The sequence below is a fragment of the Flavobacterium sp. YJ01 genome (assembly GCF_029320955.1).
Taxonomy (GTDB): Bacteria; Bacteroidota; Bacteroidia; order Flavobacteriales; family Flavobacteriaceae; genus Flavobacterium.
In genome coordinates this window covers 3,789,859-3,815,859 of record NZ_CP119757.1, presented here as the reverse complement: position 1 = coordinate 3,815,859, position 26,001 = coordinate 3,789,859, and the positions used below count along the sequence as shown (strand labels likewise).

21 protein-coding genes are annotated in these 26,001 nt (G+C 32.6%); 9 read left to right on the top strand and 12 right to left on the bottom strand.

Annotated features, from left to right (window positions below; all coding sequences use genetic code 11):
* Positions 1-19: 19 nt before the first annotated feature.
* The 4 genes from P0R33_RS16735 to abc-f form a co-directional block, all read right to left on the bottom strand.
* Positions 20-1,171 carry a porin gene (locus P0R33_RS16735; RefSeq protein ID WP_276172329.1) on the bottom strand — a complete coding sequence of 384 codons (1,152 nt, stop codon included), beginning with the start codon at positions 1,169-1,171 and terminating at the stop codon, positions 20-22.
* A 233-nt stretch (positions 1,172-1,404) separates the two neighbouring features.
* Complete coding sequence (locus P0R33_RS16730; protein ID WP_276172328.1) at positions 1,405-2,838, bottom strand: anion permease; 1,434 nt, start codon at positions 2,836-2,838, stop codon at positions 1,405-1,407.
* A gap of 29 nt (positions 2,839-2,867) precedes the next feature.
* On the bottom strand, positions 2,868-4,022 hold the full coding sequence (locus tag P0R33_RS16725) for a porin (protein WP_276172327.1): 1,155 nt from the start codon (positions 4,020-4,022) through the stop codon (positions 2,868-2,870).
* A 200-nt stretch (positions 4,023-4,222) separates the two neighbouring features.
* Positions 4,223-5,857 carry a ribosomal protection-like ABC-F family protein gene (gene abc-f / locus P0R33_RS16720; protein ID WP_276172326.1) on the bottom strand — a complete coding sequence of 545 codons (1,635 nt, stop codon included), beginning with the start codon at positions 5,855-5,857 and terminating at the stop codon, positions 4,223-4,225.
* A gap of 243 nt (positions 5,858-6,100) precedes the next feature.
* On the opposite strand from abc-f, the gene P0R33_RS16715 reads away from it, so the two are divergent.
* Complete coding sequence (locus P0R33_RS16715) at positions 6,101-6,544, top strand: PepSY-like domain-containing protein (protein ID WP_276172325.1); 444 nt, start codon at positions 6,101-6,103, stop codon at positions 6,542-6,544.
* A gap of 162 nt (positions 6,545-6,706) precedes the next feature.
* Here the strand turns inward: P0R33_RS16715 and P0R33_RS16710 are convergent, their stop codons facing one another.
* Both P0R33_RS16710 and P0R33_RS16705 read right to left on the bottom strand, forming a co-directional pair.
* Entirely contained in the window at positions 6,707-7,882 is a 1,176-nt protein-coding gene (locus P0R33_RS16710) for a GlmU family protein (RefSeq protein WP_276172324.1), read from the bottom strand.
* 300 nt (positions 7,883-8,182) lie between these two features.
* Positions 8,183-8,437, bottom strand: coding sequence for a type B 50S ribosomal protein L31 (locus P0R33_RS16705; protein ID WP_007804523.1), 255 nt, complete (start codon positions 8,435-8,437; stop codon positions 8,183-8,185).
* 244 nt (positions 8,438-8,681) lie between these two features.
* On the opposite strand from P0R33_RS16705, the gene P0R33_RS16700 reads away from it, so the two are divergent.
* From P0R33_RS16700 to P0R33_RS16680, 5 genes are all read left to right on the top strand, one after another.
* Positions 8,682-9,215, top strand: coding sequence for a DUF4199 domain-containing protein (locus P0R33_RS16700; protein WP_276172323.1), 534 nt, complete (start codon positions 8,682-8,684; stop codon positions 9,213-9,215).
* Between the two features lie 26 nt (positions 9,216-9,241).
* Positions 9,242-10,198 (top strand): glycosyltransferase family 2 protein, encoded by a 957-nt coding sequence (locus P0R33_RS16695; RefSeq protein ID WP_057117759.1) that lies wholly within the window; start codon positions 9,242-9,244, stop codon positions 10,196-10,198.
* Positions 10,199-10,284: 86 nt separating this feature from the next.
* Entirely contained in the window at positions 10,285-12,012 is a 1,728-nt protein-coding gene (locus P0R33_RS16690) for a phospho-sugar mutase (protein ID WP_276172322.1), read from the top strand.
* Between the two features lie 235 nt (positions 12,013-12,247).
* Positions 12,248-14,077 (top strand): ABC transporter ATP-binding protein, encoded by a 1,830-nt coding sequence (locus P0R33_RS16685; RefSeq protein ID WP_276172321.1) that lies wholly within the window; start codon positions 12,248-12,250, stop codon positions 14,075-14,077.
* Between the two features lie 125 nt (positions 14,078-14,202).
* Positions 14,203-14,904, top strand: coding sequence for a DUF2971 domain-containing protein (locus P0R33_RS16680; RefSeq protein WP_276172320.1), 702 nt, complete (start codon positions 14,203-14,205; stop codon positions 14,902-14,904).
* A 174-nt stretch (positions 14,905-15,078) separates the two neighbouring features.
* Here P0R33_RS16680 and P0R33_RS16675 read toward each other — a convergent pair whose 3' ends face one another.
* From P0R33_RS16675 to P0R33_RS16665, 3 genes are all read right to left on the bottom strand, one after another.
* Entirely contained in the window at positions 15,079-15,798 is a 720-nt protein-coding gene (locus P0R33_RS16675) for a hypothetical protein (protein ID WP_276172319.1), read from the bottom strand.
* 86 nt (positions 15,799-15,884) lie between these two features.
* Complete coding sequence (locus P0R33_RS16670; RefSeq protein ID WP_276172318.1) at positions 15,885-18,350, bottom strand: TonB-dependent receptor; 2,466 nt, start codon at positions 18,348-18,350, stop codon at positions 15,885-15,887.
* An 11-nt stretch (positions 18,351-18,361) separates the two neighbouring features.
* Complete coding sequence (locus P0R33_RS16665) at positions 18,362-20,041, bottom strand: M23 family metallopeptidase (protein ID WP_276172317.1); 1,680 nt, start codon at positions 20,039-20,041, stop codon at positions 18,362-18,364.
* 180 nt (positions 20,042-20,221) lie between these two features.
* Between P0R33_RS16665 and P0R33_RS16660 the strand changes: the two genes are divergently transcribed.
* The 3 genes from P0R33_RS16660 to rny all read left to right on the top strand — a co-directional run bounded on the left by P0R33_RS16660 (position 20,222) and on the right by rny (position 22,580).
* On the top strand, positions 20,222-20,512 hold the full coding sequence (locus P0R33_RS16660; protein ID WP_276172316.1) for a hypothetical protein: 291 nt from the start codon (positions 20,222-20,224) through the stop codon (positions 20,510-20,512).
* 5 nt (positions 20,513-20,517) lie between these two features.
* Positions 20,518-20,811, top strand: a complete 294-nt coding sequence (locus tag P0R33_RS16655; protein ID WP_057117751.1) for a cell division protein ZapA — start codon at positions 20,518-20,520, stop codon at positions 20,809-20,811.
* A gap of 209 nt (positions 20,812-21,020) precedes the next feature.
* Entirely contained in the window at positions 21,021-22,580 is a 1,560-nt protein-coding gene (rny, locus tag P0R33_RS16650) for a ribonuclease Y (RefSeq protein WP_091497308.1), read from the top strand.
* Positions 22,581-22,649: 69 nt separating this feature from the next.
* Here the strand turns inward: rny and P0R33_RS16645 are convergent, their stop codons facing one another.
* The 3 genes from P0R33_RS16645 to P0R33_RS16635 all read right to left on the bottom strand — a co-directional run bounded on the left by P0R33_RS16645 (position 22,650) and on the right by P0R33_RS16635 (position 25,904).
* Positions 22,650-24,170 (bottom strand): PAS domain-containing protein, encoded by a 1,521-nt coding sequence (locus tag P0R33_RS16645; RefSeq protein ID WP_276172315.1) that lies wholly within the window; start codon positions 24,168-24,170, stop codon positions 22,650-22,652.
* A gap of 150 nt (positions 24,171-24,320) precedes the next feature.
* Complete coding sequence (gene xerD / locus P0R33_RS16640) at positions 24,321-25,217, bottom strand: site-specific tyrosine recombinase XerD (protein WP_276172314.1); 897 nt, start codon at positions 25,215-25,217, stop codon at positions 24,321-24,323.
* A gap of 105 nt (positions 25,218-25,322) precedes the next feature.
* The gene (locus P0R33_RS16635; protein WP_276172313.1) at positions 25,323-25,904 is read right to left on the bottom strand and encodes a porin family protein; all 582 of its coding nucleotides are present in this window, start codon (positions 25,902-25,904) and stop codon (positions 25,323-25,325) included.
* Positions 25,905-26,001: the final 97 nt, after the last annotated feature.

The following is a 26,001-nucleotide window of genomic DNA, read 5'->3' as shown; positions in this document are numbered from 1 at the left end:
TAAATGGTTTTATATTAAATTAAAGTCGGAGCTGTAATTGAATTAAAAATAATTCGTCATTGTAGGTTGACGAATCAGGCACATTTCTATCAAATCGATCAATTTCAAATCCCATCTCGATTCGACCTGTATAAGCTTTACCAAATTCTAAACTGATCATTGGTGTATAAGTCTGTCTTACATTTGAATTTACTTTATAACTTGGATCGAAGGTTTCATAACGACATGACAATTCAAACGCCGTTAATTTCTTGTAATTCACCATATATCTTAGATTAGGCAAAAAATAAATTCCTCGCATTTGATAGTTAGAAACATCTCCGACTCTGTTTGCAGCCGGAAGAGAAAAATACAAATTATGATTGGTTCCTTGTTTATATTCGATTTGAAGATCAAAACTCATTCGATCTGTCAACTTAAAATCACTTGTTATATCGGCCCCAACCGCAAATACGTCTTCTTTAAAAACTTTTCCGAAACCACCGTTTAAACCTAGATTTATTTTATGCACTTTAGACAATTCGAAAACCCAGCGTGTTGAATATTGCTTACCGTTATCTTTATCCATTTCTACATTTTTTCCGTTTCCATTTAAAACAGAAACCGCGTAACTGACAGGAATTTTACCAATATCAAAAGCCCCAGTTGCCGAAGCTCCAATTTGAAAACTCGTCCAACCATTTTTTCCGAATTCATAATATTGATTCGAGAAATCGAAAGATTTAATGATATCTACAGGAACAAGTTCTTCTATACCGAAGGCTGGACGAAACTGCCCTCCTGTTAAAGCAATATATTTACTAAAAGTATATTTCCCGTAGGCATTTTCAAGAACTTTGCCTTTGGTGTCCGATTTAAAATCGGCTAAGTTGACTAAGATTACAACTTCTGTGGCTTCGCTTAATTTTGTATTCAATCCAACACGCATTCTTTTAATATCGAAAGATTGTTGCGTAACATCTCCAGTTGAATGATGAACACCCAAAACATCAACATTATCGCCAAAGCTTTCTAGATATCTTGCTTGCAGCAAACCTTTTATTTGATATTGAGGATATTTAACTTCAGCTTCTTCCGTTTTTTCTCCCGCATTTACGTCACCTTGAGCATGGAGAAAAACTGGAGTTAAAAGAAAGAAAAAAGCAATCGGAATTAGTAGAATTTTACTCATAGACTTCAAATAGATAAAAGGTTATTTTTATATAACTGAATTCAAAATCGGTATTCCACTTTTTGAAAACCAAAAAGCAACTACTTATATTCAATGCGAAATGGGATTACTAAAATAGAAAAAAAATGCATGTACTGTAAAAAAAATTGCATTAAAATTCTGTTATCAAAAGACCTAAATAAAAAAAAGCACAAGTATTAACTTGTGCTTTTCAAAAAAAATTGCTTTTTTTATTAATTAATAAAACCTAAAATATTTAGCCAAACACCACCAACAATCAGATAAATTATTAGCATTGCAAGTCCCGTAATAAGTCCTTTTACCCACCAGCTTTTCAAATCAACATATCCGCTCCCGAAATAAACTGGTGCTGGTCCGTGGCCATAATGCGTTAATGTACCGTATAATGAACCTACAAATCCAAGCATGAAAGCTAAAAATAACCCAGGAACTCCCAAAGAAATTCCGACAGCTAGCAATGCAGCATACATAGCTGCTACGTGAGCAGTTGCACTTGCAAAAATGTAATGACTAAAGAAATAAACGGCAATAATAATTATAAAAGCAATCTGCCAGCTCATACCTAGCATTTGTCCTTTTACAATCTCACTAAACCAACCAATAAATCCTAATTTATCCAAAGAACTTGCCATCATTACTAAGACAGCAAACCAAACAATGGTATCCCATGCTCCTTTTTCGCCTTTTACATCTTCCCATGTTAATACAGAAGTTAGCAATAAAACGACTAAACCTATAAATGCTGTTGTTGTTGCGTCTATTGAAAACAAATCTCCAGTCATCCAAAGAAATAATAAAATAACAAACGTTAAAAGCATTAACCATTCGTTTCGTGAAATTGGCCCCATTTCTTTTAATTTTTGTGAGGCAACTTGCGGAGCTCCTGCTGTTTTTTTCAATTCTGGCGGATAGATTTTATACAATAGAAACGGAATTACAAAAAAAGCCGTCAAACCAGGAACTAACGCCGCTAATGCCCACGATGTCCAAGAAATATGAATACCCAAATTTTCTGCAAATTTTTGACACATCGGATTACTTGCTGTCCCTGTAAGAAACATAGATGAAGCAATTAAATTGACATTGTAACTACTCAAAGTAAGAAAGGCTCCTAACCTTCTTCTTGTTTCTGGTTTATCCGGATCTGAATCAAAATTCATAGCCATCGATTTCATAATTGGATAAATTATCCCACCTCCTCTAGCGGTATTACTTGGTACAACTGGAGCTAATACCAAATCTGCCAATCCTAAACCGTAAGCTAAACCAAGAGAACTTTTTCCGAATATTTTAATGAATAAAAAAGCAATTCGGTTTCCTAATCCTGTTTTTATAAAACCTCGAGCAATAAAAAATGAAATTCCGATAAGCCAAATTACTTTATTGCCAAAACCTCCTAAAGCCAATGTTATAGAATCTCCAGCACTTTCTGGAGCTAAAACCTCTGTAAAAGCGGTAATTCCAACTGCAACCATGCACATAGTACCCATTGGTGCCGCTTTTAAAATAATTCCGATAATTGTTGTGATGAAAATCGCAAATAAATGCCATGCTTCTGGCGTGAGTCCATTCGGAACAGGAACAAACCAAATTGCTAAACCTATTACAAGTGTAATAAGTAAATTTTTTATATTTATTTCTTTCATGATATTAGTATGATTATATGTTTGAGATTTTAGAAAAATCTACCTTGAAATTGTATAATAAACAGATTGTTATCGTATGCAGTACTGTTTGGAATATTACGCTTATAATTGTCAAACTGCATTCCCATTTCGATACGGCCTGTATAGCCTTTTCCAAACTCTAATCCAGTCATTGGCGTGTAAGTTTGTTTTGCATTGGAATCCATTTTGAAATTCCTATCAAAATATTCATATCGACATGAAAACTCTATTGCAGTTAATTTTTGATATTTAATTTCGTATCTCAAATTAGGCAGAAAGTATGCACCTCTCATTTGATATTCGCTAAGATTTGAAGTTCTTGCTTTTGGATCTAGGTTATAATATAAGAAGTGATTTGTTCCTTGTTTTGCTTCAAGTTGTGTTTGCAACATTAATTTATCTGCTAATTTGAAATCAGCTGTAAGATCTATACCAACTGCAAATACTTTTCTATTGTAAACCTCACCAATTCCGCTATTTATTCCGAAATTGATGTTGTGTTTTTTATCCAACTCAAAACCAAAGCGCGAAGAATATTGTTTTCCATTGTCTTTATCAGAAACTTGATCTTTACCATTTCCATTTACTGCAGAAACGGCATAGGTAACTGGAAGTTTGCCTAAATTAAAACTACCAAACATCGATGCTCCAATTTGAAAACTAGTCCAGCCATTGTTTCCGAATTCGGTATATTGATTTGAGTAATCAAATGATTTAAGAATATCGGCTGGATTTAGTTCTTCAATTCCAAAAGCCGGCCTAAACTGACCAACTAAAAATCCGATATTTTTATTGAAAGTATATCTTGCAAAAGCATTTTCAAGAACTTTCCCTTTTGGATCAGATTTAAAATCTGCCAAATTTGCCAACATAACAACATCAAAACGTTCGCCTAGTTTTGCTGTTACACCCAAACGCATTCTTTTAATGTCAAATGTATTTTCAACTGCTTTATCATCTGCATGATGAAGACCAGTTACCGCATCAATGCCGTCAGTAAAACCACTCAAATAACGAGCTTGAAAAAGCCCTTGAAATTTAAATTGCGGATACTTTACTTCTGTCTGCGAATTAGATTCTGCAGTTTGTCCAGTCGCAAAAAAAGGAAGTATTAAAAGCAGAAAAAAGGCTCTAAAACCTAAAAAATTATTTATTTGATTCATAACTAAAAAATTAAATTCTTTGTTGAACAAACATTTTAAAAATAAGTTTATTCTTACTTAAATGTAATTTTAGTCACTATTCTAAAACCTGATGAAAGTCATATTTTGAATTATTATAAACCTTTGATTATTTTAATATTAGAACAAAAAAAAAAGCATAAGAATTAACTTATGCTTTTTAAAATATATTATGTTTTAACTTATTTTTCGATTTCTCTCATAGAGTCCATTTTTTTATGTGCAAGGAATCCAGCAACATCTTCAAAATGTTCTTTAACTCTTTTGTTTCCAAATTCAAAAACTTTAGTTGCAAGTCCGTCAAGGAAATCACGGTCGTGAGAAACCAGAATTAAAGTTCCGTCAAAATCACGAAGCGCATCTTTAATAATATCTTTAGTTTTCATATCCAAGTGGTTCGAAGGCTCATCCAGAATCAACAAATTAACTGGCTCTAACAATAATTTTATCATTGCCAAACGAGTTTTTTCTCCTCCAGAAAGCACTTTTACTTTTTTAGTAATATCGTCTCCTTGAAACATGAAAGCTCCTAAAATGTTTTTTATCTGCGTTCTAATGTCTCCAACCGCAATACTATCAATAGTTTCAAAAATAGTGGCATTTTCATCTAACAAAGCTGCTTGATTTTGAGCGAAATATCCAATTTGCGCATTGTGTCCGATTTCAACACTTCCAGAATCAACACCGATTTCTTTCATGATTGCTTTAATCATAGTCGATTTACCTTCACCATTTTTCCCAACGAAAGCGACTTTCTGACCGCGTTCAATTACAATATTTGCATCTTTAAAAACCACATGATCACCGTACGATTTAGCCATTTCTTTTACAATAACAGGATATTGCCCAGAACGCGCCGCTGGCGGAAATTTTAAACGCAATGCAGATGTATCTACTTCATCAACTTGAACAATTTCTAATTTTTCAAGCATTTTTACACGAGATTGAACCGCATCTGTTTTTGAAAAAGTTCCTTTAAAACGCTCAATAAAAGCACGGTTTTCAGCAATCATTTTTTGCTGCTCATCGTAAGCTTTCTGTTGGTGAATACGACGGTCTTTTCTTAGTTCTAAATAATGCGTATATTTTGCTTTATAATCGTAAATTCTACCCATTGTAACTTCGATAGTACGGTTTGTAATATTATCGACAAACGCTCTATCGTGCGAAATAACCACAACAGCTTTTGCTTGATTTAATAAAAACTCCTCCAACCACTGAATACTTTCAATATCCATGTGGTTTGTTGGCTCATCCAGCAAAATCAAATCTGGTTTTCTTAAAAGAATTTTAGCTAATTCGATACGCATTCTCCATCCTCCAGAAAATTCAGAAGTCTGACGTGTAAAATCTTCACGCTCAAAACCTAAACCAACTAATATTTTTTCAACTTCAGCTTCGTAATTTACTTCTTCAATAGCATAAAATTTCTCGCTTAAGTCAGAAACTCTTTCGATCAATTTCATGTATTCATCACTTTCATAATCAGTACGAACCGTCAATTGTTCATTGATTTCGTCTATTTCAGATTTCATTTTAAAAATCTCACTAAAAGCTTTAGACGCTTCTTCCATAACAGTTGCGCCATCTTCGGTAAGTAAATGCTGCGGCAAGTAAGCAATTACAGCTTCTCTTGGAGCAGAAATACTTCCAGTTGAAGGCTTGTTTACACCAGCAATTATTTTTAAAAGTGTCGATTTTCCCGCACCATTTTTACCCATTAAGGCAATTTTATCATTTTCATTGATAGCAAAAGAAACATCGCTAAAAAGTGTAGTTCCACCAAACTGAACCGAAATATCGTTAACTGTAATCATTTGTTTTTGTGAATTTTGTTTAATCGGTTAATCGTTTATCCGACTACCCATTTTTTTCGTGCTGCAAAGATAGATTTAATTAGATAATGTGCCAATTTGATAATTAGATAATTTTGGAAATGTGCTAATTAGATAATCTACTGACTAAAAGTGCCCTAGTCGCAAGGAACGAAACTCAAATGGTTTTTTAATATTTCAAAATTTTAACCTTAACTTGTACTATAATTTTAAAATCAGCAAAATATGAGAACGAAATTAAAACTGACCGTTTGCTTACTTGCAGGATTAGCCTTTGGACTTTCGGCAAATGCTCAAAAAACTGTAATTAAAAAAGAAGCTTTACCTGCAAATGCTCAAACTTTTTTGAAAACACATTTTGGATCGAAAAAACCAAGTTATATATTGCAAGACAAAGAAATCCTTTCTACAGAATACAAAGTGCAATTTGACAAACAGCTTGAAATTGAATTCGACAAAAAAGGAAACTGGAAGGAAGTTGACGGCAAAAATTCTAAAATTCCGAAATCTATTGTTCCTAAGAAAATAGCTTCTTACATAAAAACAAATTTTCCAAAAGAAAAAGTAACCAAAATAGAAATTGAAAGTTCAGGTTACGAGACAAAACTTAGTAACGGTTTAGAATTGAAATTCAACTTAAAAGAAGATTTTATTAAGATTGATAAATAATATTAGCCACAGATTAAAGGATTAAAAAGATTTTTTTCAAGGCTTAAAAATAACAATCTGCGAAAATCCTTTTAATCTGTGGCAAAAAAAATAAACCCGACAGGTTTTAAAACCTGTCGGGTTTGAAAAATTATCTAATTTTCAAATTGACTAATTATCTAATTAATCTTTTCTCCATTTTTTAGTTTCTTCAAAAATTTGCTCCATAATAGCTTGCTCAGTTGCATCGAATTCAATATTTCTTCGACTCATAACTAATCTTGCTGTTTCAAAAGCTTTTTTGGTTACATAAGTTGTAAAACCTGCAGCGCCGCCCCAAGAAAAACTTGGAACAAAATTTCTAGGAAATCCAGAACCGAAAATATTAGCGCTTACACCAACAACGGTTCCAGTGTTAAACATTGTATTGATTCCGCATTTACTATGATCTCCCATCATTAAACCACAAAACTGAAGTCCTGTTTTTGCAAAACCTTCTGTTTCATAGCTCCATAATTTAACTTCTTCGTAATTGTTTTTTAGGTTCGAATTATTAGAATCTGCTCCAATATTACACCATTCACCTAAAACAGAATCACCTAAAAACCCTTCATGCCCTTTATTTGAATTAGCAAAAAGAACTGAGTTTTTTACCTCACCGCCAATTCGAGATCCAGGACCGACAGTTGTTGCGCCATAAACCTTAGCCGACATTTTTACCATAGCATTTTCGCACAAGGCAAAAGGTCCGCGAATCACAGTTCCTTCCATAATTTCAGTATTCTTACCTATATATATAGGACCGTTTGATGCATTTAGAGTTACAAACTCTAATTTTGCGCCTTCTTCGATAAAAATATTTTCAGGAGCAATTACATTTACACTTTTAGGAATTGGCTGCGATTTTCTATCTTCAGTCAAATAAGCAAAATCCTGACGGATTGCCGCATCATTTTTTGAGAAAATATCCCAAGTATGTTCAATCGTAATACAGTCGTCGTTGTAATGAATAATTTCGTAAGAATCAAAATCGACTTCTTCCTGATTTTCGCTTGCAAAAAATGCGATTACATCTTCACCTTTAAAAATGGCTTGATTTTCTGTCAGATTAGAAACCATCTCTGCAAGAGTATCATTTGGCAAATACGCTGCATTGATCATTACATTTTCTTCCATTTCAACCATCGGAAATTTTTCAGACAAATATTCTTCGGTGATAGTCGTAATCGTAGAGCCTAAACGTCTTTCCCATTTTTGACGAATAGTCATAATTCCTACCAAAATATCAGCCACAGGCCTTGTAAAAGTAAAGGGTAATAAAGCATTCCGAACGGGACCGTCGAAAAGAATGTAGTTCATAAATATTTGAGTGTTTATTAAAAATTGATTTGGTTACCTGCCCCAAAGTTACAAATATTTATGCGTTACATTAAAATATGTTTTTTCTTATAACCATAAATTAACGCAATTTTCTCTTCCAAGAAGAAAACATAGCCAACTGTTTTAACTGCCGGGGACGCGATATATTTGCCATACGTTCACCGTAGTTGAAACCACAAGCTATATTTAAAATCAGGCTCTTTCCTTTTTTCAATAAAATTGACGCATAAAAAAAGCCCTCCAAATTGGAAGGCTTTTGTATTTAAAGAAAAACAGCTATTATTTTTTAGCGTGTTTAGCGTATTTAGTTTTGAATTTATCAATACGTCCTGCAGTATCGATAAGTTTAGATTTACCAGTATAAAAAGGGTGAGATGTTCTAGAAATCTCCATTTTTACAACTGGATACTCAACTCCGTCAACTTCAATTGTTTCTTTTGTATCTGCAGTAGATTTAGTGATAAAAACGTCATCATTAGACATGTCTTTAAATGCAACTAATCTGTAATTTTCTGGGTGAACTCCTTTTTTCATCTTTTCTTTTTATTTATTGTTTGAAGCATTTTCATTTTGAAGCTTTTTCATGGTTAGAAAAAGGTATAAACAAATAATGCTCTTTTTTGTTTAAAATTTAATTATTTTTGAGTGTGCAAATTTACAATTCTTTTTTAATAAACAAACAGTTAGCCTACTTTTTTTTAGTTTATTTCGAAAAGCTTTTTTTATATCCGATTATACAGGGAATTACTATATTTGTGAACTAATTAAATATAACTTTATGGATGTAAAATTATCTCCTGCAAAGTCAGGTACCCCTTACGGTGTTTTATTCGGTGTTATAATGATTCTAGAATTTGTCGTTATGTATGTAATTGGCATGAAATCTCTAGTTAATTCAAGTTTTGGAATAATTGTCAATTTGGCAAATTATCTAATTCTGCCTATTATATTTATCTTTTTAGGTTGTAATCAATATAAAAAGAAGATTAACAATGGCTTTATTTCTCTTTCAGAATGTCTAAAAACAGGGGTTTCCATAACAGTATTGGCTGCTTTAATTTACGCAGCTTTCAATGTTATTTTTAATTTGATATTTCCTGATTTCGTAAATGAAATGCTTGATATAACAAAAAGCGAAATGATTGCAAAAAACCCACAGATGACTGCAAAGGAATTAGAAATGGGGCTTGGCATGGTTAAGAAATTCATGAATCCTTTTATCGTATTTCCTGTAACCATTGTTATGTATGCATTAATCGGTTTAATATACTCCTTAATAATAGGAGCAATCGTTAAAAACGAGAAACCTTAATAAAAAAAGTCTACAACAAAATATAAATGAATTTATCTATACTTATACCGCTTCTAAACGAGGAGGAATCACTTAAAGAACTCTATACATGGATTATTAAAGTGATGCAATCTAACAATTACTCTTATGAAATCATTTTTGTAGATGATGGTAGTACAGATAATTCTTGGCAGATTATTGAAGGTTTTTCTAACGAAAATCCGAATGTAAAAGGCATTCGTTTCATGAAAAACTTCGGAAAATCTCAAGCCCTGCATGCTGGTTTTGCAAAAGCAAAAGGTGATGTCATTATCACAATGGATGCCGATTTGCAAGACAGTCCAGATGAAATTCCAGAATTATACGAAATGATTACCGCACAGAAATACGATTTGGTTTCTGGATGGAAAAAGAAACGTTATGATTCTGTTGTAGCAAAAAATCTTCCTTCAAAATTGTTTAATTGGGCAGCTAGAAAAACTTCTGGTGTTGAATTAAATGATTTTAATTGCGGATTAAAAGCTTACAAAAATGTTGTGGTAAAAAACATTGAAGTTTCTGGCGAAATGCACCGATACATTCCTGTTTTGGCTAAAAATGCGGGATTCGGAAAAATTGGCGAAAAAGTAGTTATTCACCAAGCTAGAAAATACGGCGAAACTAAATTCGGAATGGAACGTTTTATAAACGGTTTTCTGGATTTAATTACCATTTGGTTTTTATCACGATTCGGAAAAAGACCTATGCACTTATTTGGAGCAATGGGTTCTATCATGTTTATTATCGGATTTCTATCTGCCGGATACATTGGAGTTTCAAAATTATACCATATGTATAATGGAATGAAATATACTTTGGTTACAAATAATCCGTGGTTTTATATCGCTTTAACAACAATGATTTTAGGAACTCAGCTTTTCTTAGCTGGATTTTTAGGCGAGATTATTTTAAGAACGAAGAACAACGAAGAAAGATATAAAGTAGCACGTGAAGTGAATTTTTGATACAAATCAGGAAAAAAAAATCTTTTTGGATCAGATTAACTTTTGAAGAAAAACTATCTTTATTTAAAATATAAAAGAAAATTTACATGAACATTGCACCTAATATTTTAAACGCAGTAAATGAATGGCTGACTCCTACGTTTGATCAAGAAACGCAGGCAGCAGTAAAAGAATTAATGACCACTTCACCGAAAGAACTTGAAGAAAGTTTTTACAAAAACCTAGAGTTTGGTACTGGCGGTATGCGTGGCGTTATGGGCGTAGGAAACAATAGAATCAACAAATACACACTTGGAAAAAACACTCAAGGGTTATCAGATTACTTGCATAAAGTTTTTCCAAATGAACCTTTAAAAGTAGTTATCGCTTACGATTGCCGTCATAACAGCAACACATTAGCAAAAACTGTTGCTGATGTTTTCTCTGCAAACGGAATTCAGGTTTATTTGTTTTCAGACTTAAGACCAACTCCAGAATTATCTTTTGCGCTTAAATATCTAAAATGCCAATGCGGAATTGTTTTAACCGCATCTCACAATCCGCCAGAATACAACGGATACAAAGTATATTGGCAAGACGGAGGCCAAATTGTTCCTCCTCAAGACAAAGAAATTGTTAATGTAATCGAAAGTTTAGGCTACGACAAAATCAAATTCAATGCTAACGAAAGTTTAATTCAATATATTGATACCGAAATTGACAAAGAATTTGTAAAATCTTCAATCGAAAACGCAAGTTTTAATACTCCTGCTGAAGCTAAAGACAATCTTCAAATTGTTTTTACTTCATTGCACGGAACTTCGATAAAATCAATTCCAGACGTACTATCGCAAGCTGGTTACAAAAATGTTCACATTGTTCCTGAACAAGCTGTTCCAGACGGAAATTTCCCGACTGTAAAATCTCCAAATCCAGAAGAACCAGAAGCTTTAACAATGGCTTTGGCTTTGGCTGACAAAACAGATTCTGATATCGTAGTAGGTACAGATCCTGATTGCGACCGTTTAGGAGTTGCTGTTCGTAACAACGACGGCAAAATGATTTTGCTAAACGGAAACCAAACTATGGTTTTAATGACCTCTTTCTTATTGAAACAATGGAAAAAAGCGGGTAAAATTAACGGAAAACAATTCGTAGGTTCAACAATTGTTTCTACTCCAATGATGATGGAATTAGCATCAAATTATGGCGTTGAATGTAAAGTTGGATTGACAGGTTTTAAATGGATTGCTAAAATGATCGTAGATTTCCCTGAACTTGAATTTATCGGTGGCGGTGAAGAAAGTTTCGGTTTTATGGTTGGTGATGCCGTTAGAGATAAAGATGCTGTTGCCGCTACTCTATTAATATGCGAAGTTGCTGCACAGGCAAAAGCTGCCGGAAGCTCAGTTTACAAAGAACTTTTGCAACTTTATGTTGAAAATGGTTTCTATAAAGAATTCTTAGTTTCTTTAACTAAAAAAGGAATGGAAGGTTTAGAAGAAATCAATCAGATGATGATTAATTTACGCGAAAATCCTTTGAAAGAAATTAATGGGCAAAGAGTTATTATGGTTGAAGATTATCAATCATCTAAAGCTTTGAACTTATTAACGAATGAAGAAACTTCAATGGATATTCCAAAATCCAACGTTTTGATTTATTACACTGAAGACGGATCTAAAATTTGTGCAAGACCTAGCGGAACTGAACCAAAAATCAAATTCTATATCAGCGTAAATGCAGCGATAGAATCTGTTTCAGAGTTTGACGAAGCAGAAAAATTCTTAGATGATAAAATCAAGAATATTATTGCAGACATGCAATTGAATTAAATCTTCAACATATTTTCAATCACAATATTGTTTGTGAGGACTGAAAAATTAATTTATAATAAACTCTGATTTACATTCTTGAAATGCAAGTCAGAGTTTTTTTTTATAAAAAAAAGCAAAAAGAAATTGAAAAGTCCTCAATTGGATTAATTTTGTGCATTGAAAATTGCTTTATCAAATAGTTAAATATTAGAAAAGCCATCAAAACAAAAAGAAAACAACATCAAAAAAATAAATGAGTAATTTTAAAAAAATAGTTCCTTTTATATATCCATATAAAAAATACGCATTCTTAAACATTTTCTTTAATGTTCTGTATGCACTTTTTAGCACACTTTCTTTTGTATCATTAATTCCAATGATTCAAGTTTTATTTGATCAAGCTAAAAGAAATACTATAAAGCCCGTATATACTGGAATTAGCGAAATCCAAACATATGCACAAAATTCTTTAAGCTATTTTATCACAACTACAACCGACACATACGGATCAGGACATACTCTTGGCATAATGGTCGCTGGTATTATTACCATCTTTTTATTGAAAAATTTATGCGATTATCTTGCAATGTTTTTTATCAATTTCTTACGAAATGGAATCTTAAGAGATATGCGAAATGCGATGTACAAGAAAACGCTTGAACTTCCTTTGGCATTTTATTCTGAAAAAAGAAAAGGTGACGTTATTTCAAGAATATCTGGAGACATTAACGAAGTTCAAACTTCTTTTCTAGCTATTCTGGAACTTATCGTAAAAGAGCCATTAACCATAATTTTTACGGTTTGTGCAATGCTTTACATCAGTGTTAAACTGACTATTTTTGTTTTTATTTTTATTCCTATTTCAGGTTATTTAATTTCTTTAATTGGAAAACAGTTAAAAAAACAATCCACTAAAGCGCAACAAGAACAAGGAACTTTTTTATCTACAATTGAAGAAACAATTGGCGGATTAAAAGTGGTTAAAGGATATAATTCTGAAAACTATTTTAATAGTGTTTTTCAAAACTCTACAGAACGATTCTTCAAATTATCTAACAATATCGGAAACAGACAGAACCTCGCATCTCCAGCAAGCGAGTTTATGGGGATTTTGGTTATTACTGTTTTATTGTGGTTTGGAGGACAAATGGTTTTAATTGATAAATCACTGGACCCAGCATCTTTCATCGGATATATGTCTTTAGCTTACAATATCTTAACTCCTGCAAAAGCAATTTCTAAAGCTTCTTACGGAGTAAAAAGAGGTAACGCTGCGGCAGAACGTGTTTTAGAAGTTTTAGAACAAGAAAACACAATCACAAATAAAGAAAATGCGATTGAAAAAACTTCTTTTGACAGCGAAATCAATATTCAAAATATCACCTTTAAATATGAAGAAACTAGCGTTCTAAAAGATTTTTCTCTTCAAATTAAAAAAGGACAAACTGTTGCTTTGGTTGGACAATCTGGAAGCGGAAAAAGTACAATTGCAAATTTATTAACTCGTTTTTACGATGTAAATGAAGGAATAATTTCTATTGATGGAATTAACATTAAAGACTTGACTTTGCACTCGCTTAGAGATTTAATGGCGTTGGTTACACAGGATATTATTTTGTTTAACGATACCATTAAGGCAAATGTTGCATTAGGAAAACTTGACGCAACCGATGACGAAATTATCGAAGCGCTTAAAATTGCCAACGCTTACGATTTTGTAAAAGATCTGCCAAAAGGAATTTACACTAATATCGGAGACAGCGGAAGCAAAATTTCTGGTGGACAAAAACAACGTTTATCAATTGCTCGTGCAGTACTGAAAAACCCACCGATTATGATTTTAGACGAAGCAACTTCGGCATTGGACACAGAAAGCGAAAAATTTGTTCAGGTTGCACTTGAAAACATGATGCAAAATAGAACTTCAATTGTAATTGCTCACCGACTTTCGACTATCCAAAAAGCAGATTTGATTGTGGTAATGCAAAAAGGAAAAATTGTTGAGCAAGGAACTCATGAAGAATTAATTGTAAAAAACGGAACTTACAATAAATTGGTAACGATGCAGTCTTTAGAATCGTAAAAAATCAATTTAAATTTTACTTTACACAGATTAAGGAAATATTAAAACTCAGTTTAATTTCTTTAATCTGTGTTTATTTTTATAACTTTAGGTGAGTTAAAGGATAATCATTTAATTCTCTCCAAATGTATCTTAACAACCCTAACATTACATTACCTGAAGATCCTAACACCATAGTTTGGAAATACCTTGACTTATCTAAATTTCTGGATTTGTTGCTTTCTAAGAAACTATTTATGTCCCGTTCAGATAAATTTGAAGATCAATACGAAGGCACATTTAGCGAACCTACTTACGAAGAAATCAAAAAGTTAGCTATTGACAATCCAGATTTCTTAAGACACTATAAAACACAACGCGAGCAAGTAGCCATCAGCAGCTGGCACATTAACGAATACGAATCGTTTGCCATGTGGCAGATTTTTACTCAAAACAGCGAAGGTCTTGCCATTCAGTCTACAATTGGAAGATTGCAGAAAGCTTTAAAACCTGAAAATAATTTCGATCAGTATATTGGCGAAGTAAATTACATTGATTACAGAAAAGAATACATTCCGTTTGATGACTTATTCTTTCCCTTTCTATTCAAAAGGAAAAGCTTTCAATACGAGCGTGAAGTGCGCATTCTTACCGACACTTCTAAAAGTGATATCAAATTAAACGACGGACTAAAAATTAATGTAGACATCAATCAATTAATTGAAAAAATATACATTCATCCCAAATCTGAAAACTGGTATAAAAAACTCGTTATTGAGTTGGTTGAACGCTTAGATTTTGGTTTTGAAATCGAAAAATCAGATTTAGAAAGTGACATATTGATTTAAAGCTTCTGAGTTGCTAAGATGCTAAGATTCTAAGTTTTTTTTAGCCACAGATTAAAAAGGATTTTTATATTCTTGATAAAAAAAACAAAGCCGTTTAAAAATATTTTTAAACGGCTTTTATTATTGTAAAGATTTTAAAACTTAGAAACTTAGCATCTCAGAACCTTAGCACCTTTAAATAGGTTTATAAGCTTTAACCTCCCATTTTTTAGAAGCTAAGTCAATATAATTGTAGTGAAGCACGTCGTTTTTATCAAATTGACCGTTTTGATTGGTATCTTCAATAGTTCTAAAATACAAACGATTTTTAGATTCGACTAAACTCCAATCTACCAATTCTTCTAAATCGGCTGAAACTTTGGTGAAGTTTTCTCCGCTGATATCACTTAGATATAAAGTCTTGATATCGCTAGTATCGATTTTTCCATCTTTATTAGTATCAGAATCCGTTAAAGTATAAACCATAACTTTATTCTGTGTTTTATCTGCTACAGGTTTTAAATAAGTTGCCGTTAAAATCAAAATTGGTTTATCAGACAAAGCACGAATAGAATCTGAATCGACAGCTTGAAACTTTAGATTCTGCAAATAGCCTGTTATTTCGTATTCACCCAAATTAGAAATTGTAAAACTTACATCGTTTACACTAGATGATCCGTAACGTGCTTTCGTACCTCTTTCATAAACCCTTAAATCTCCGACTGGATGAATCAGATAATTCGTTCCTTCCATTTGAATTGGCAAATCTGCGATTTCAATTTGCGATGAATCTGCTTTTGTAATGCTTACTTTATTCGAAACATCATAACTTACTTTTGGCTTTTTAACTTCTTCTCGGCAGCTAATTACAGTTCCGACAATGACTAGGGCGATATATTTAAAATACTTTTTCATCTACAAGATTATATACGATTATCAAATATACTATTTTTGATTGTATTTTTTGTTTTTATTGAATTTTATGAAGGCTACAAAATAAATTATAACCTCGCATTAATCTTAACGTTAAAAACTCTCGAAGTCATATAATTTGGAATCGCGTATTGATTTTTAGAATACACATCGCGAACCCAAGTATTTGTAATCGCGTTTTGATTATTAAAAAGATTAAAAATCTCCAAACCAACTGCCAATTCTTTAAAATTTTTCAGCCAACCTTTTTTTGTATTCTGCGTATTACTATCTACAAAAACTTTGGCAAACCCGATGTCGGCTCGCCTGTAATCATTTAATCTATTTTGATACAAATAAGGATCTGTGTACGATGGCGCGCCTCCAGGCAAACCAGTATTATAAACTAAATTCAAATAGACTTTTACACTCGGAATATTCGGCATATAATCCTGAAACAGCATAGCAAATTTCAAACGCTGATCTGTTGGACGCGCAATATACCCTTTGTTTTCGTAATTTTCTTCGGTTTTTAAATAGCCAAAACTTATCCAAGATTCTGTTCCTGGCACAAATTCTCCATTCAATCTAAAATCAAGACCTTGAGCATAGGCTTTTGCGTTATTATTGGCAACGTAGCGAATTCGAACATTATCAATCGAATACACATTTACGTCTGAAAGTGATTTATAATAAATTTCGGTAACCCATTTAAATGGGCGATTCCACATTTTAAAATTATAATCATTTCCTAAAACAACATGAATTGCTTCCTGCGCCTTCACATTCGGATTCACAATACCTTCTAAATCTCGAAGTTCTCTATAAAATGGCGGCTGATGATACAATCCTCCCGAAATCCTGAAAACCATATCGCGATCCCAATCTGGTTTTATAGCAAATTGCCCTCGCGGACTTACCACAAATTGTGTTTTTCCTTCTTCTAAAGCTCCCTCAACATTCCAACCTTGAAAACGCGCTCCTAAATGATACCAAATCTGACTTGAACCAATTTCAGATTGCTTGTTCCATTGCGCATAACCCGAGAAACGATTTATAGTATTGAAATTTGTCGCACGAATATCATTATATGGCAAAAGCGGTCCTGTATAAGGCGTATATGGCTGGTTATTTTGAGGTAAACTTATTATCGGCGGATTTATAGAAAAACCTGCAGAATCAATCATTTCCCATTCTACAATTCTATCCCTTATGGATTCTCTAGTATATTTTAAGCCAAATTCCAATTGGCTTTCTTTCCATTCTTTCGTTCCTTTCAATTCGATATTAGCAATTAAAGCATCTAAATCATTTCTCGCGTGATTTAATTGAGAGCCAATTCCACGAGTGAAATCAATCGCCGAGCCATCTGTAGGATTTTCAATATCAACATTTCCTAATCGATATTGTGCCAAAATATCAAAATGTTCTTTTTCTGTAGTATGAAATAAAGAGCCAATTAATTTTAAAGTTAATGTTGGAGAAGCTTTAAAAGTTGTTTTGAAAGCGCCGAAATAAGTATCATATTGGTCTTTTTCCTGACCATCATAATAAACCGCGAGCGCCATCGGCTGATCAACAGTTCCGAATTTTGTCTGGCGAACCAAAGGCTCGTATAAATATTTATTCTGCGAAATATTTCCTAAAAAACTCATTTGCCATTTCGAAGAAATATCATAATTAATATTCGTTTGAATATCGGCAAAAGTCGGAGTATAATTCGTCTCAGTATCCTGACTATTTACAAGCAAACTATTATTTCGGTAACGAACTCCAGTTACGGCAGACCATTTTTTATTTTTAGAAACCAAATCGACAGAAGCACTTCCTCCTAAAAAACTAGCTTCAAAAGAAGCACCAAATTGTGTAGGTTTTCTATAAGTTATATCTAAAACAGACGATAATTTATCTCCGAATTTAGCTTGAAATCCGCCTGCCGAAAAATCTACATTCTGAACCAAATCGGTATTTGTAAAACTCAAACCTTCTTGCTGTCCCGAACGAATCAAAAACGGACGATAGACTTCAACTTCATTTACATAAACCAGATTTTCATCAAAATTTCCGCCGCGAACCATGTATTGCGTACTCAATTCGTTGTTTGAATTTACGCCCGGAAGTGTTTTCAAGATATTTTCAATTCCCGCATTTGCGCCTGGAATCTTTTTTATCGTTTCGGTATCAATTGTCGCAATTCCTTGAACTCGTTTTCTGTTTTTAGAAGAAACAAAAACTTCTCCCATTTGTTCTTGAGAATTATTCATAATCGGATTAAAAACAAAAACTTCGTTAGTTTTCAAATTAACCGTTAAACTGATCATTTTCAAAGAAACATGGGTAAAAATCAGCGAAACTTTTTTATTTGCTGGAACGACGATTTCAAAAAATCCATTTGAATCTGATTGCACAAGATTTCCTTGCGAAGCAATATTTACACTTGGAACCACATGTTTATCTGCATCTAAAATCACTCCTTTTACACGAGCGTTTTGAGCCAAAGCAACACAGCTAAAAAATAAAAAAAGAAAAGCGAATATAAACCTATTGTTATTCAAAGATTTGGATTTTATTTTTGACTTCTAAAAAAATGAGTTTCAAAGATAGTAGTATTTCCTACATTATCTACTACTTCAATTTTTAAAAAGTTTTCACCTTCCACCAAATATTGCGGATCAAAAGTATGCGTAATTCTTCTCGCTTTATTTTCATATTCAAACAAAACCCAGCTTCCGTTCAAATATCCGTTATACGATTTTATGCCCGATAAAGAATCGACAATTGTAAAATCAATTTTCTTCTGGTCGCTAATCCATTTTCCTTCAATAGGTTTTGCAATTTTTATTACAGGAGGAATAGTATCTAAAACCAAACCGTATGTTCCTAAGATTTTTGCTTTTGCAGTAAAAACATCCCCTTTTCGAATTGTTCCGTTATAACTAGTTCCTTTTCCGATATAAAGTTTATCTCTCAAAGATTCTGGGTAAATCGTATCTTTTATTGTAATTGTAAAATTAGAATGAGCAGGAACGGTATCGTCATGAATATAAATTTTATTGTTTTTAACATCAAAATTCATATTGAAATCTTCATAAAAAGTTCCAGCAGGAAAGAAGACCGACATATTGCCTTTCTCAAAATTGGCATCTTTGTTATATCTCACAAAATATTTAGACGTAACAGGTTCTGGCTGAACAAGCGTTGTGGCGCTATCATATTCAATTGGAACTGTAATTGAATTTAAATTTCCGAAATAATCTGAAACTTCAATTTTATAATTAGACGTCAAATTTGGTTCCGCTTTTACAATTCCGCGTAAAGAATCTGTTTTAATAATGCTTAAAGCAAAAGGCGTTTTCATAAAAAGTTTCTGCACACGCTGACTCGTTTTTTTGTACCTCGAATAATCTATAAAAGCATTGATATAACGCATTTCATCAAAAGAATACGTATTAAATTGATAATTATAATTTTGATTTCCGTTTAAAAAAGTAGACACATTAAAAACGCCGTTTTTATTAAAAGAAACATTATCAGTATCAGTAGCATTAATTCCGAAACCAATTTTTCCATTCGCTTTAACTTTACTCGCAAGATAAGTTCCGTCTTTTTGCAACGTCATATTAACAAGCAATGGCTGTTTTGATTGATTTACCGTCGCATTATCTAACGGATAAACATACAAACTTGACAAAGTTGGTTTTTTAGTATCTTTTATATTTTGGTCAAAGCCAAAGAAAATCGGATTTATTACAAATTCTGTTTTACTATCACGAATTTCAAAATGAAGATGCGGTCCTTCAGAAGAACCCGTATTTCCAGAAAGTCCAATTATATCCCCTTTTGCAACAGGAAGTTCTCCAGGTTTTGGAAACATTTCGATTTCATAGGCTTTTTCTTTGTAATGCGTTGCTTTTACATAATCAAGAATAGCTCCAACTGGCGTTTGCAAATGTCCGTAAACAGAAGTATATCCATTTGGATGTGTAATGTAAATACATTTTCCGTTTCCAAACGTCGAAATTTTAATTCTAGAAACATAACCATCTGCAATTGCATGTACACTTAAACCTTCTCTTTGGTTGGTTTTCAAATCAAAACCCGCATGAAAATGGTTGGGCCTCAACTCTCCGAAATTACCAGAAAGTTGCATTGGAATATCAAGTGGAGTTCGGAAATAATCTTTAGGATATTGCGTTTGGGCAAATACAGAATTACAAATTAAAAGGGCAAGTAAATAGAATCTCATAAACAACATTTTTGCTAAGATAAGCAAAAATAAGCCAATAAAAGCAAGTAAAAAGCTACAAAAACACAATTAATTGAAATACATCTATTTATCTATTTTAATGTAAAAAAATCGATAAAAAATTGCATTAATAAAAAGGAATATTAACTTTGTAGGATTAAGTAATGAATAGGATGTATAATGAGTGTAATTGCCGAAATAATTGATACTCTTGAATATAAAGTCGAAAAGCTTTTTGAAAAATCAAAAGGTTTGGAGAAAAACAATCAAGTATTACGATTAGAATTAGCCAAAGCTGCGCAAATTATCCAGAAACAATCTGAGGAAATAGAAGCTTTGAAAAAGCAAAATGAGACACTTAAGATCGCCAATTCGTTGCTTGGCAGCGACAATAACAAGAGAGAGACAAAGCTTAAAATAAATTCATTAATTCGCGAAATTGATTACTGCATAGCACAATTATCAGATTAATAATTATGGACGGAAAGCTTAAAATAAAAATATCAATTGCAGATCGTGTTTATCCACTAACGGTTGAACCCGCTCAAGAAGAAGGACTTAGAAGTGCTTCTAAAAAGATTGATGCCATGATAAAGCAATTCGAAGAAAATTATGCCGTTCGCGACAAACAAGATGTATTAGCCATGTGCGCATTGCAATTCGCATCGCAAGTGGAACAAAAACAAATTGATAACGCAATCGATGGAGAGGAAACCATTGAGCGAATTAAAAAATTAAACCTGCTTTTAGATCAATATCTCGAAAATTAAACGTTCTTTACAGAAACTAAGATACTGCCTACATTAGTTCACAATTGGTAAACTCAACACTAACAATTTAGAATGAGCAAATCGTCGCTACTATAGTATGCCCTCCTTTTGGCTGGGAAACTTGAACAGTGAGTTAGCTCAAAACTTGTCTTTACGAGTTTATACAAGCAATTAATGTAGGCTTTTTTTATATATAAACCCTAACAAACATGGACATCATAACGATCATCATTGGTATTGTAGGTATTGCAGCAGGATTTGCAATAGCTAAAATTATCGAGAAAAGTAATATTTCAAACCTAATCAAAAACGCTAAAAAAGAAGCAGCTTCAATCTTAAAAGATGCTAATTTAGAAGCAGAAAATATTAAAAAAGATAAAATTCTTCAAGCAAAAGAGCGTTTTATCGAACTTAAATCAGAGCACGAACAAGTTATTTTAGCAAGAGACAAAAAAGTTGCCGAAGTAGAAAAACGTGTACGCGATAAAGAATCTCAAGTTTCTAACGAACTTTCTAAAGCTAAAAAAGTTAATGACGACTTTGAGGCTAAAACTGCTGAATACAATAATAAAATTGAAGTTTTAGACAAAAAGCAAGCTGAAGTTGACAAACTTCATAAAAGTCAATTACAACAATTAGAAGTAATTTCTGGACTTTCTGCTGAAGAAGCAAAAGAGCAATTGGTTGAAGGTTTAAAAGCGGAAGCTAAAACCAAAGCAATGTCTCACATTCAAGAAACTATTGAAGAGGCTAAATTGACTGCTCAGCAAGAAGCTAAAAAAATCATCATCAACACGATTCAAAGAGTTGGAACAGAAGAAGCAGTTGAAAATTGCGTATCTGTATTCAACATCGAATCTGACGATGTAAAAGGTAGAATTATTGGTCGTGAAGGTCGTAACATTAGAGCTTTGGAAGCTGCAACTGGAGTTGAAATCATTGTAGATGATACACCAGAGGCCATTATTCTTTCTTGTTTTGATCCTGTTCGTAGAGAAATTGCTCGTTTGTCTTTACACAAATTAGTAACAGACGGACGTATTCACCCTGCAAGAATTGAAGAGGTTGTTGCTAAAACTGCAAAACAAATTGACGACGAAATTATCGAGGTAGGAAAACGTACTGTTATCGACTTAGGAATTCACGGTTTACACCCAGAATTGATTAAAGTTGTTGGTAGAATGAAATACCGTTCTTCTTACGGACAAAACTTATTACAGCACTCAAGAGAAGTTTCTAAACTTTGCGGTATTATGGCTGCAGAATTAGGATTGAATGTTAAATTAGCTAAAAGAGCTGGTTTATTACACGATATCGGAAAAGTGCCAGATACAGAAAGTGATTTACCACACGCACTTTTAGGTATGCAATGGGCTGAAAAATATGGTGAAAAAGAAGAAGTTTGCAACGCTATTGGAGCGCACCATGACGAGATCGAAATGAAATCATTACTTTCTCCGATTATTCAAGTTTGTGATGCTATTTCTGGAGCTAGACCTGGAGCTAGACGTCAGGTTTTAGATTCTTACATTCAGCGTCTTAAAGATCTTGAAGATGTTGCTTATGGATTCAGCGGTGTTAAAAATGCGTACGCAATTCAAGCTGGTAGAGAACTTCGTGTAATTGTAGAAAGCGAAAAAGTTTCTGATGATAATGCAGCAAATTTATCTTTCGAGATTTCACAAAAAATTCAAACAGAAATGACTTACCCTGGTCAAGTAAAAGTTACAGTTATTAGAGAAACTAGAGCTGTTAATATTGCTAAATAATCAGGAATTATATAAAAAGAAAAGGCTGTCAATTGACAGCCTTTTCTTTTTATATACTATTTTAAGTTTTTACATATCATTAAAAACGATTTTAAAGCTTGTCCCTACTCCTACTTCACTTTCTACTAAAACAGTCCCTTTCATCGCTTCAATTTGATTTCTGGTAATATAAAGCCCAATTCCGCGAGCTTCTTCATGTTTATGAAATGTTTTATACATTCCGAATAACAACTCACCATACGTCTTTAAATCAATCCCTAGACCATTATCTGTAATCTTAAGCGATTTAAATCCTTCTGGCTCGATGGCAAAATCGAAAATAATAATCGGATCTCTATCTGGATGTGCATATTTTATTGCATTTGTCGTAAAATTCAACAAAACACTTTCCATATAAGCTGGATTAAAATTAACCGTCAAATACTTCGGCACATTGTTTACAATAGTGACTTTACGCTGTTTATCATAACCTTTAATGGTCGAAATAGTCTTTTCGATATATTCGCAAAGCATCAACGGAACAACAGCAATATTAATATTACTCTGCGTTTTTACAATTTGGGTTAAATTAGAAATTGTTTCATTCAAATCATTAGAAACGGTTCTTAAATGCTCCAACATTTCCGCAACGGTCTGCTTGTCTACATCGGCATCAATAAAATCTAAAATCGATTTTATGTTACCCGCCTGAGTATTTAAATTATGCGAAACTATATGCGAGAAATTTAACAAACGACTATTTTGATCGCTGTATAATTTCATTGTTTTTATCAGTTCAAGCTCTTTTTCTTTTTGAGCAGAAACATCTGTGTGCGTTCCAATTACTCTTAAAGGCTTTCCGTTTTCATCGCGTTTTATTACTTTTCCTCGATCTAAAATCCATTTATAATTGCCACTCGAAGTCATTACACGATGGTAATTTTCATAATACGGAATCTTATTATCAAAATGCTCTTGAATATCAGAATAATATTTCGGCAAATCATCTGGATGCACAATTTTATCCCAACGTTCTGGATCATCAAAGATATCACTCGATTCTAATTCTAAAATTTTAAGAGACAAAGAGGAATAAAAAACACTGTTTGTAACCATATCCCAATCCCAAACGCCAGCTGTAGATGCATCAAGCGCAAATTGAAAGCGTTCTTCTGATATACGCAACTTCTCTTCCTTATCTTTTAATTCTGTAATATCTGAAACATGACCATAAAAAATCACATTTCCATCTAACGCCGACTCTGTTTTGGATGAAATTTTAAACCAACGAACTCCTTTTTTAGGAAGAACTGCTCTAAACTCAATATCCCAAGGCATGATCTCTTTTCTTGCAGTTACTAATGATTGAAAAAACAATTCGCGATCTTGCGGTAAAATTCGATCATAAATCACAAATTTTATATCATTGGTAAAGTCTGCAGCAGTAAGTTCAAATATTTCATCTGCCGATTTACTCACAAGGGGAAATGAATAATTATTATCAGCATCAATAACAAATTGAAAAAGTAAGTCAGGCATTTCGGCCAACAATTTTTTATAAAAATTATTTACCTCCAAGCAGTCGTCATTCCCATATAAATCAAAAACCATATAATACTTTTTTATGTAAATAAAATATTTAGAATTTTTCTTTTAAAACAAAGAGAAAAATCACAACTTTTTATTCTTTTGTTTTTATTACAACAAAATTTTAACACAATATATTAATTTTTGCAATATTACATATAAAATTGCTAAAAATTATTTTCTCGGATGAAAAGTATGCATTACTTCTTTTAAAAAACTTCGATCCAAATGAACATAAATCTCTGTGGTTGTGATTGATTCATGTCCAAGCATTAGTTGAATAGATCGTAAGTCTGCTCCATTTTCTAGTAAATGTGTAGCAAAAGAATGACGCAAAGTATGGGGACTTATACTTTTTTTTAGTGAAATTTTCTGTGCAAGATCTTTAATTATAGTAAATATCATGGCGCGAGTCAGCTGATTTCCTCGTCTATTTAAGAATAAAGTATCTTCAGCACCTTTTTTAATATTTAGATGAACACGAATTTCATTTCTGTAAAGATCGATATATTTTTGCGTTAAAGGACCAATCGGAACAAACCGTTCTTTATTTCCTTTTCCGGTAATTTTAATAAATCCTTCGTCAAAAAATAAATCGGAAATCTTAAGTGTAATTAATTCAGACACACGAAGTCCGCAACCATATAAAGTTTCTAACATTGCGCGATTGCGTTCGCCTTCATTTGTACTTAAATCTATGCTTTCAATCAGTGCATCAATTTCTTGAAGAGACAACGTATCCGGCAATTTTCGTCCTGTTTTTGGCGCTTCTATTAATTCAAGCGGATTATCATTCCTATAATCTTCAAAAACCAGATAGTTAAAAAAACTTTTTAATCCAGAGATAATTCTTGCCTGCGATCTTGGATTTACTTCTTTGGCAACAGCGTAAATAAATTGCTGTAAAGTTTCGTCGGTAATTTTTATTGGAGAAACATCTATTTGATTGCTTTCTAAAAAAAGACACAAACGCTCGATATCGAAGCCGTAATTTTCAATCGTATTTTTAGACAAACCTCTTTCTATCCTTAAATACGACTGATAATCTTTTATATATCGAGTCCAATTCATGTTTACAAAGTAAGTGATTTTTTGGCATAAAAGTATCTCACATAACGAGGTAAAAAAAAACCTTTCTCAAAAGAGAAAGATTTTCAGAATATTTAAATATTGAATTTACAATTTATATCCAAAAGCCAAAGAAAACATACTGCTTTTAATCTTATAATTGACATCATCAACATGAAAGTCTAAGGCATTTGACAACCCTAAGTTATAACGAAGATCTACCGAACAATCTTCCAGAAAATTAAAGCCGACACCAAAATTCAAACCAAAATCGATAGTTTTAGTATGATCTGTAATATTTACACCATTTTCTTCAGCTTTCATTAAAAAACCAATTTGCGGACCTGCTTGAACAGTTAATCCCTGAGTGACAAAATATTTAGCCAAAATAGGCAAATTTAAATAGCTCAATTTAACCTCATTATTGTACGATATACCATCGCTTACAAATTTATTTTTAACTCCGTGAGTTGAGTATAGAAGTTCAGGTTGAATACCAAAATTTTCATCTGTTTTAATTTCCGAAAAAATACCCACCTGATATCCCATTAAAGTTTCATTTTCATGGAAATCAGTTGAGTTATTTGGAAAATTTATACCTCCTTTAATTCCAAATCTACTGCCAGTTCCTTGAGCATTTGCAAAACCAACTGTCATGATTGCAATGGCAAATAAAATAATTCTTCTCATTTCTTGTATAAAATCAAATTTGTTGGGCAAATATAAAAACATACTTAAAATATATTGCCTTTTATTTTAATAATAAAAATACTATTATAACAAAAAA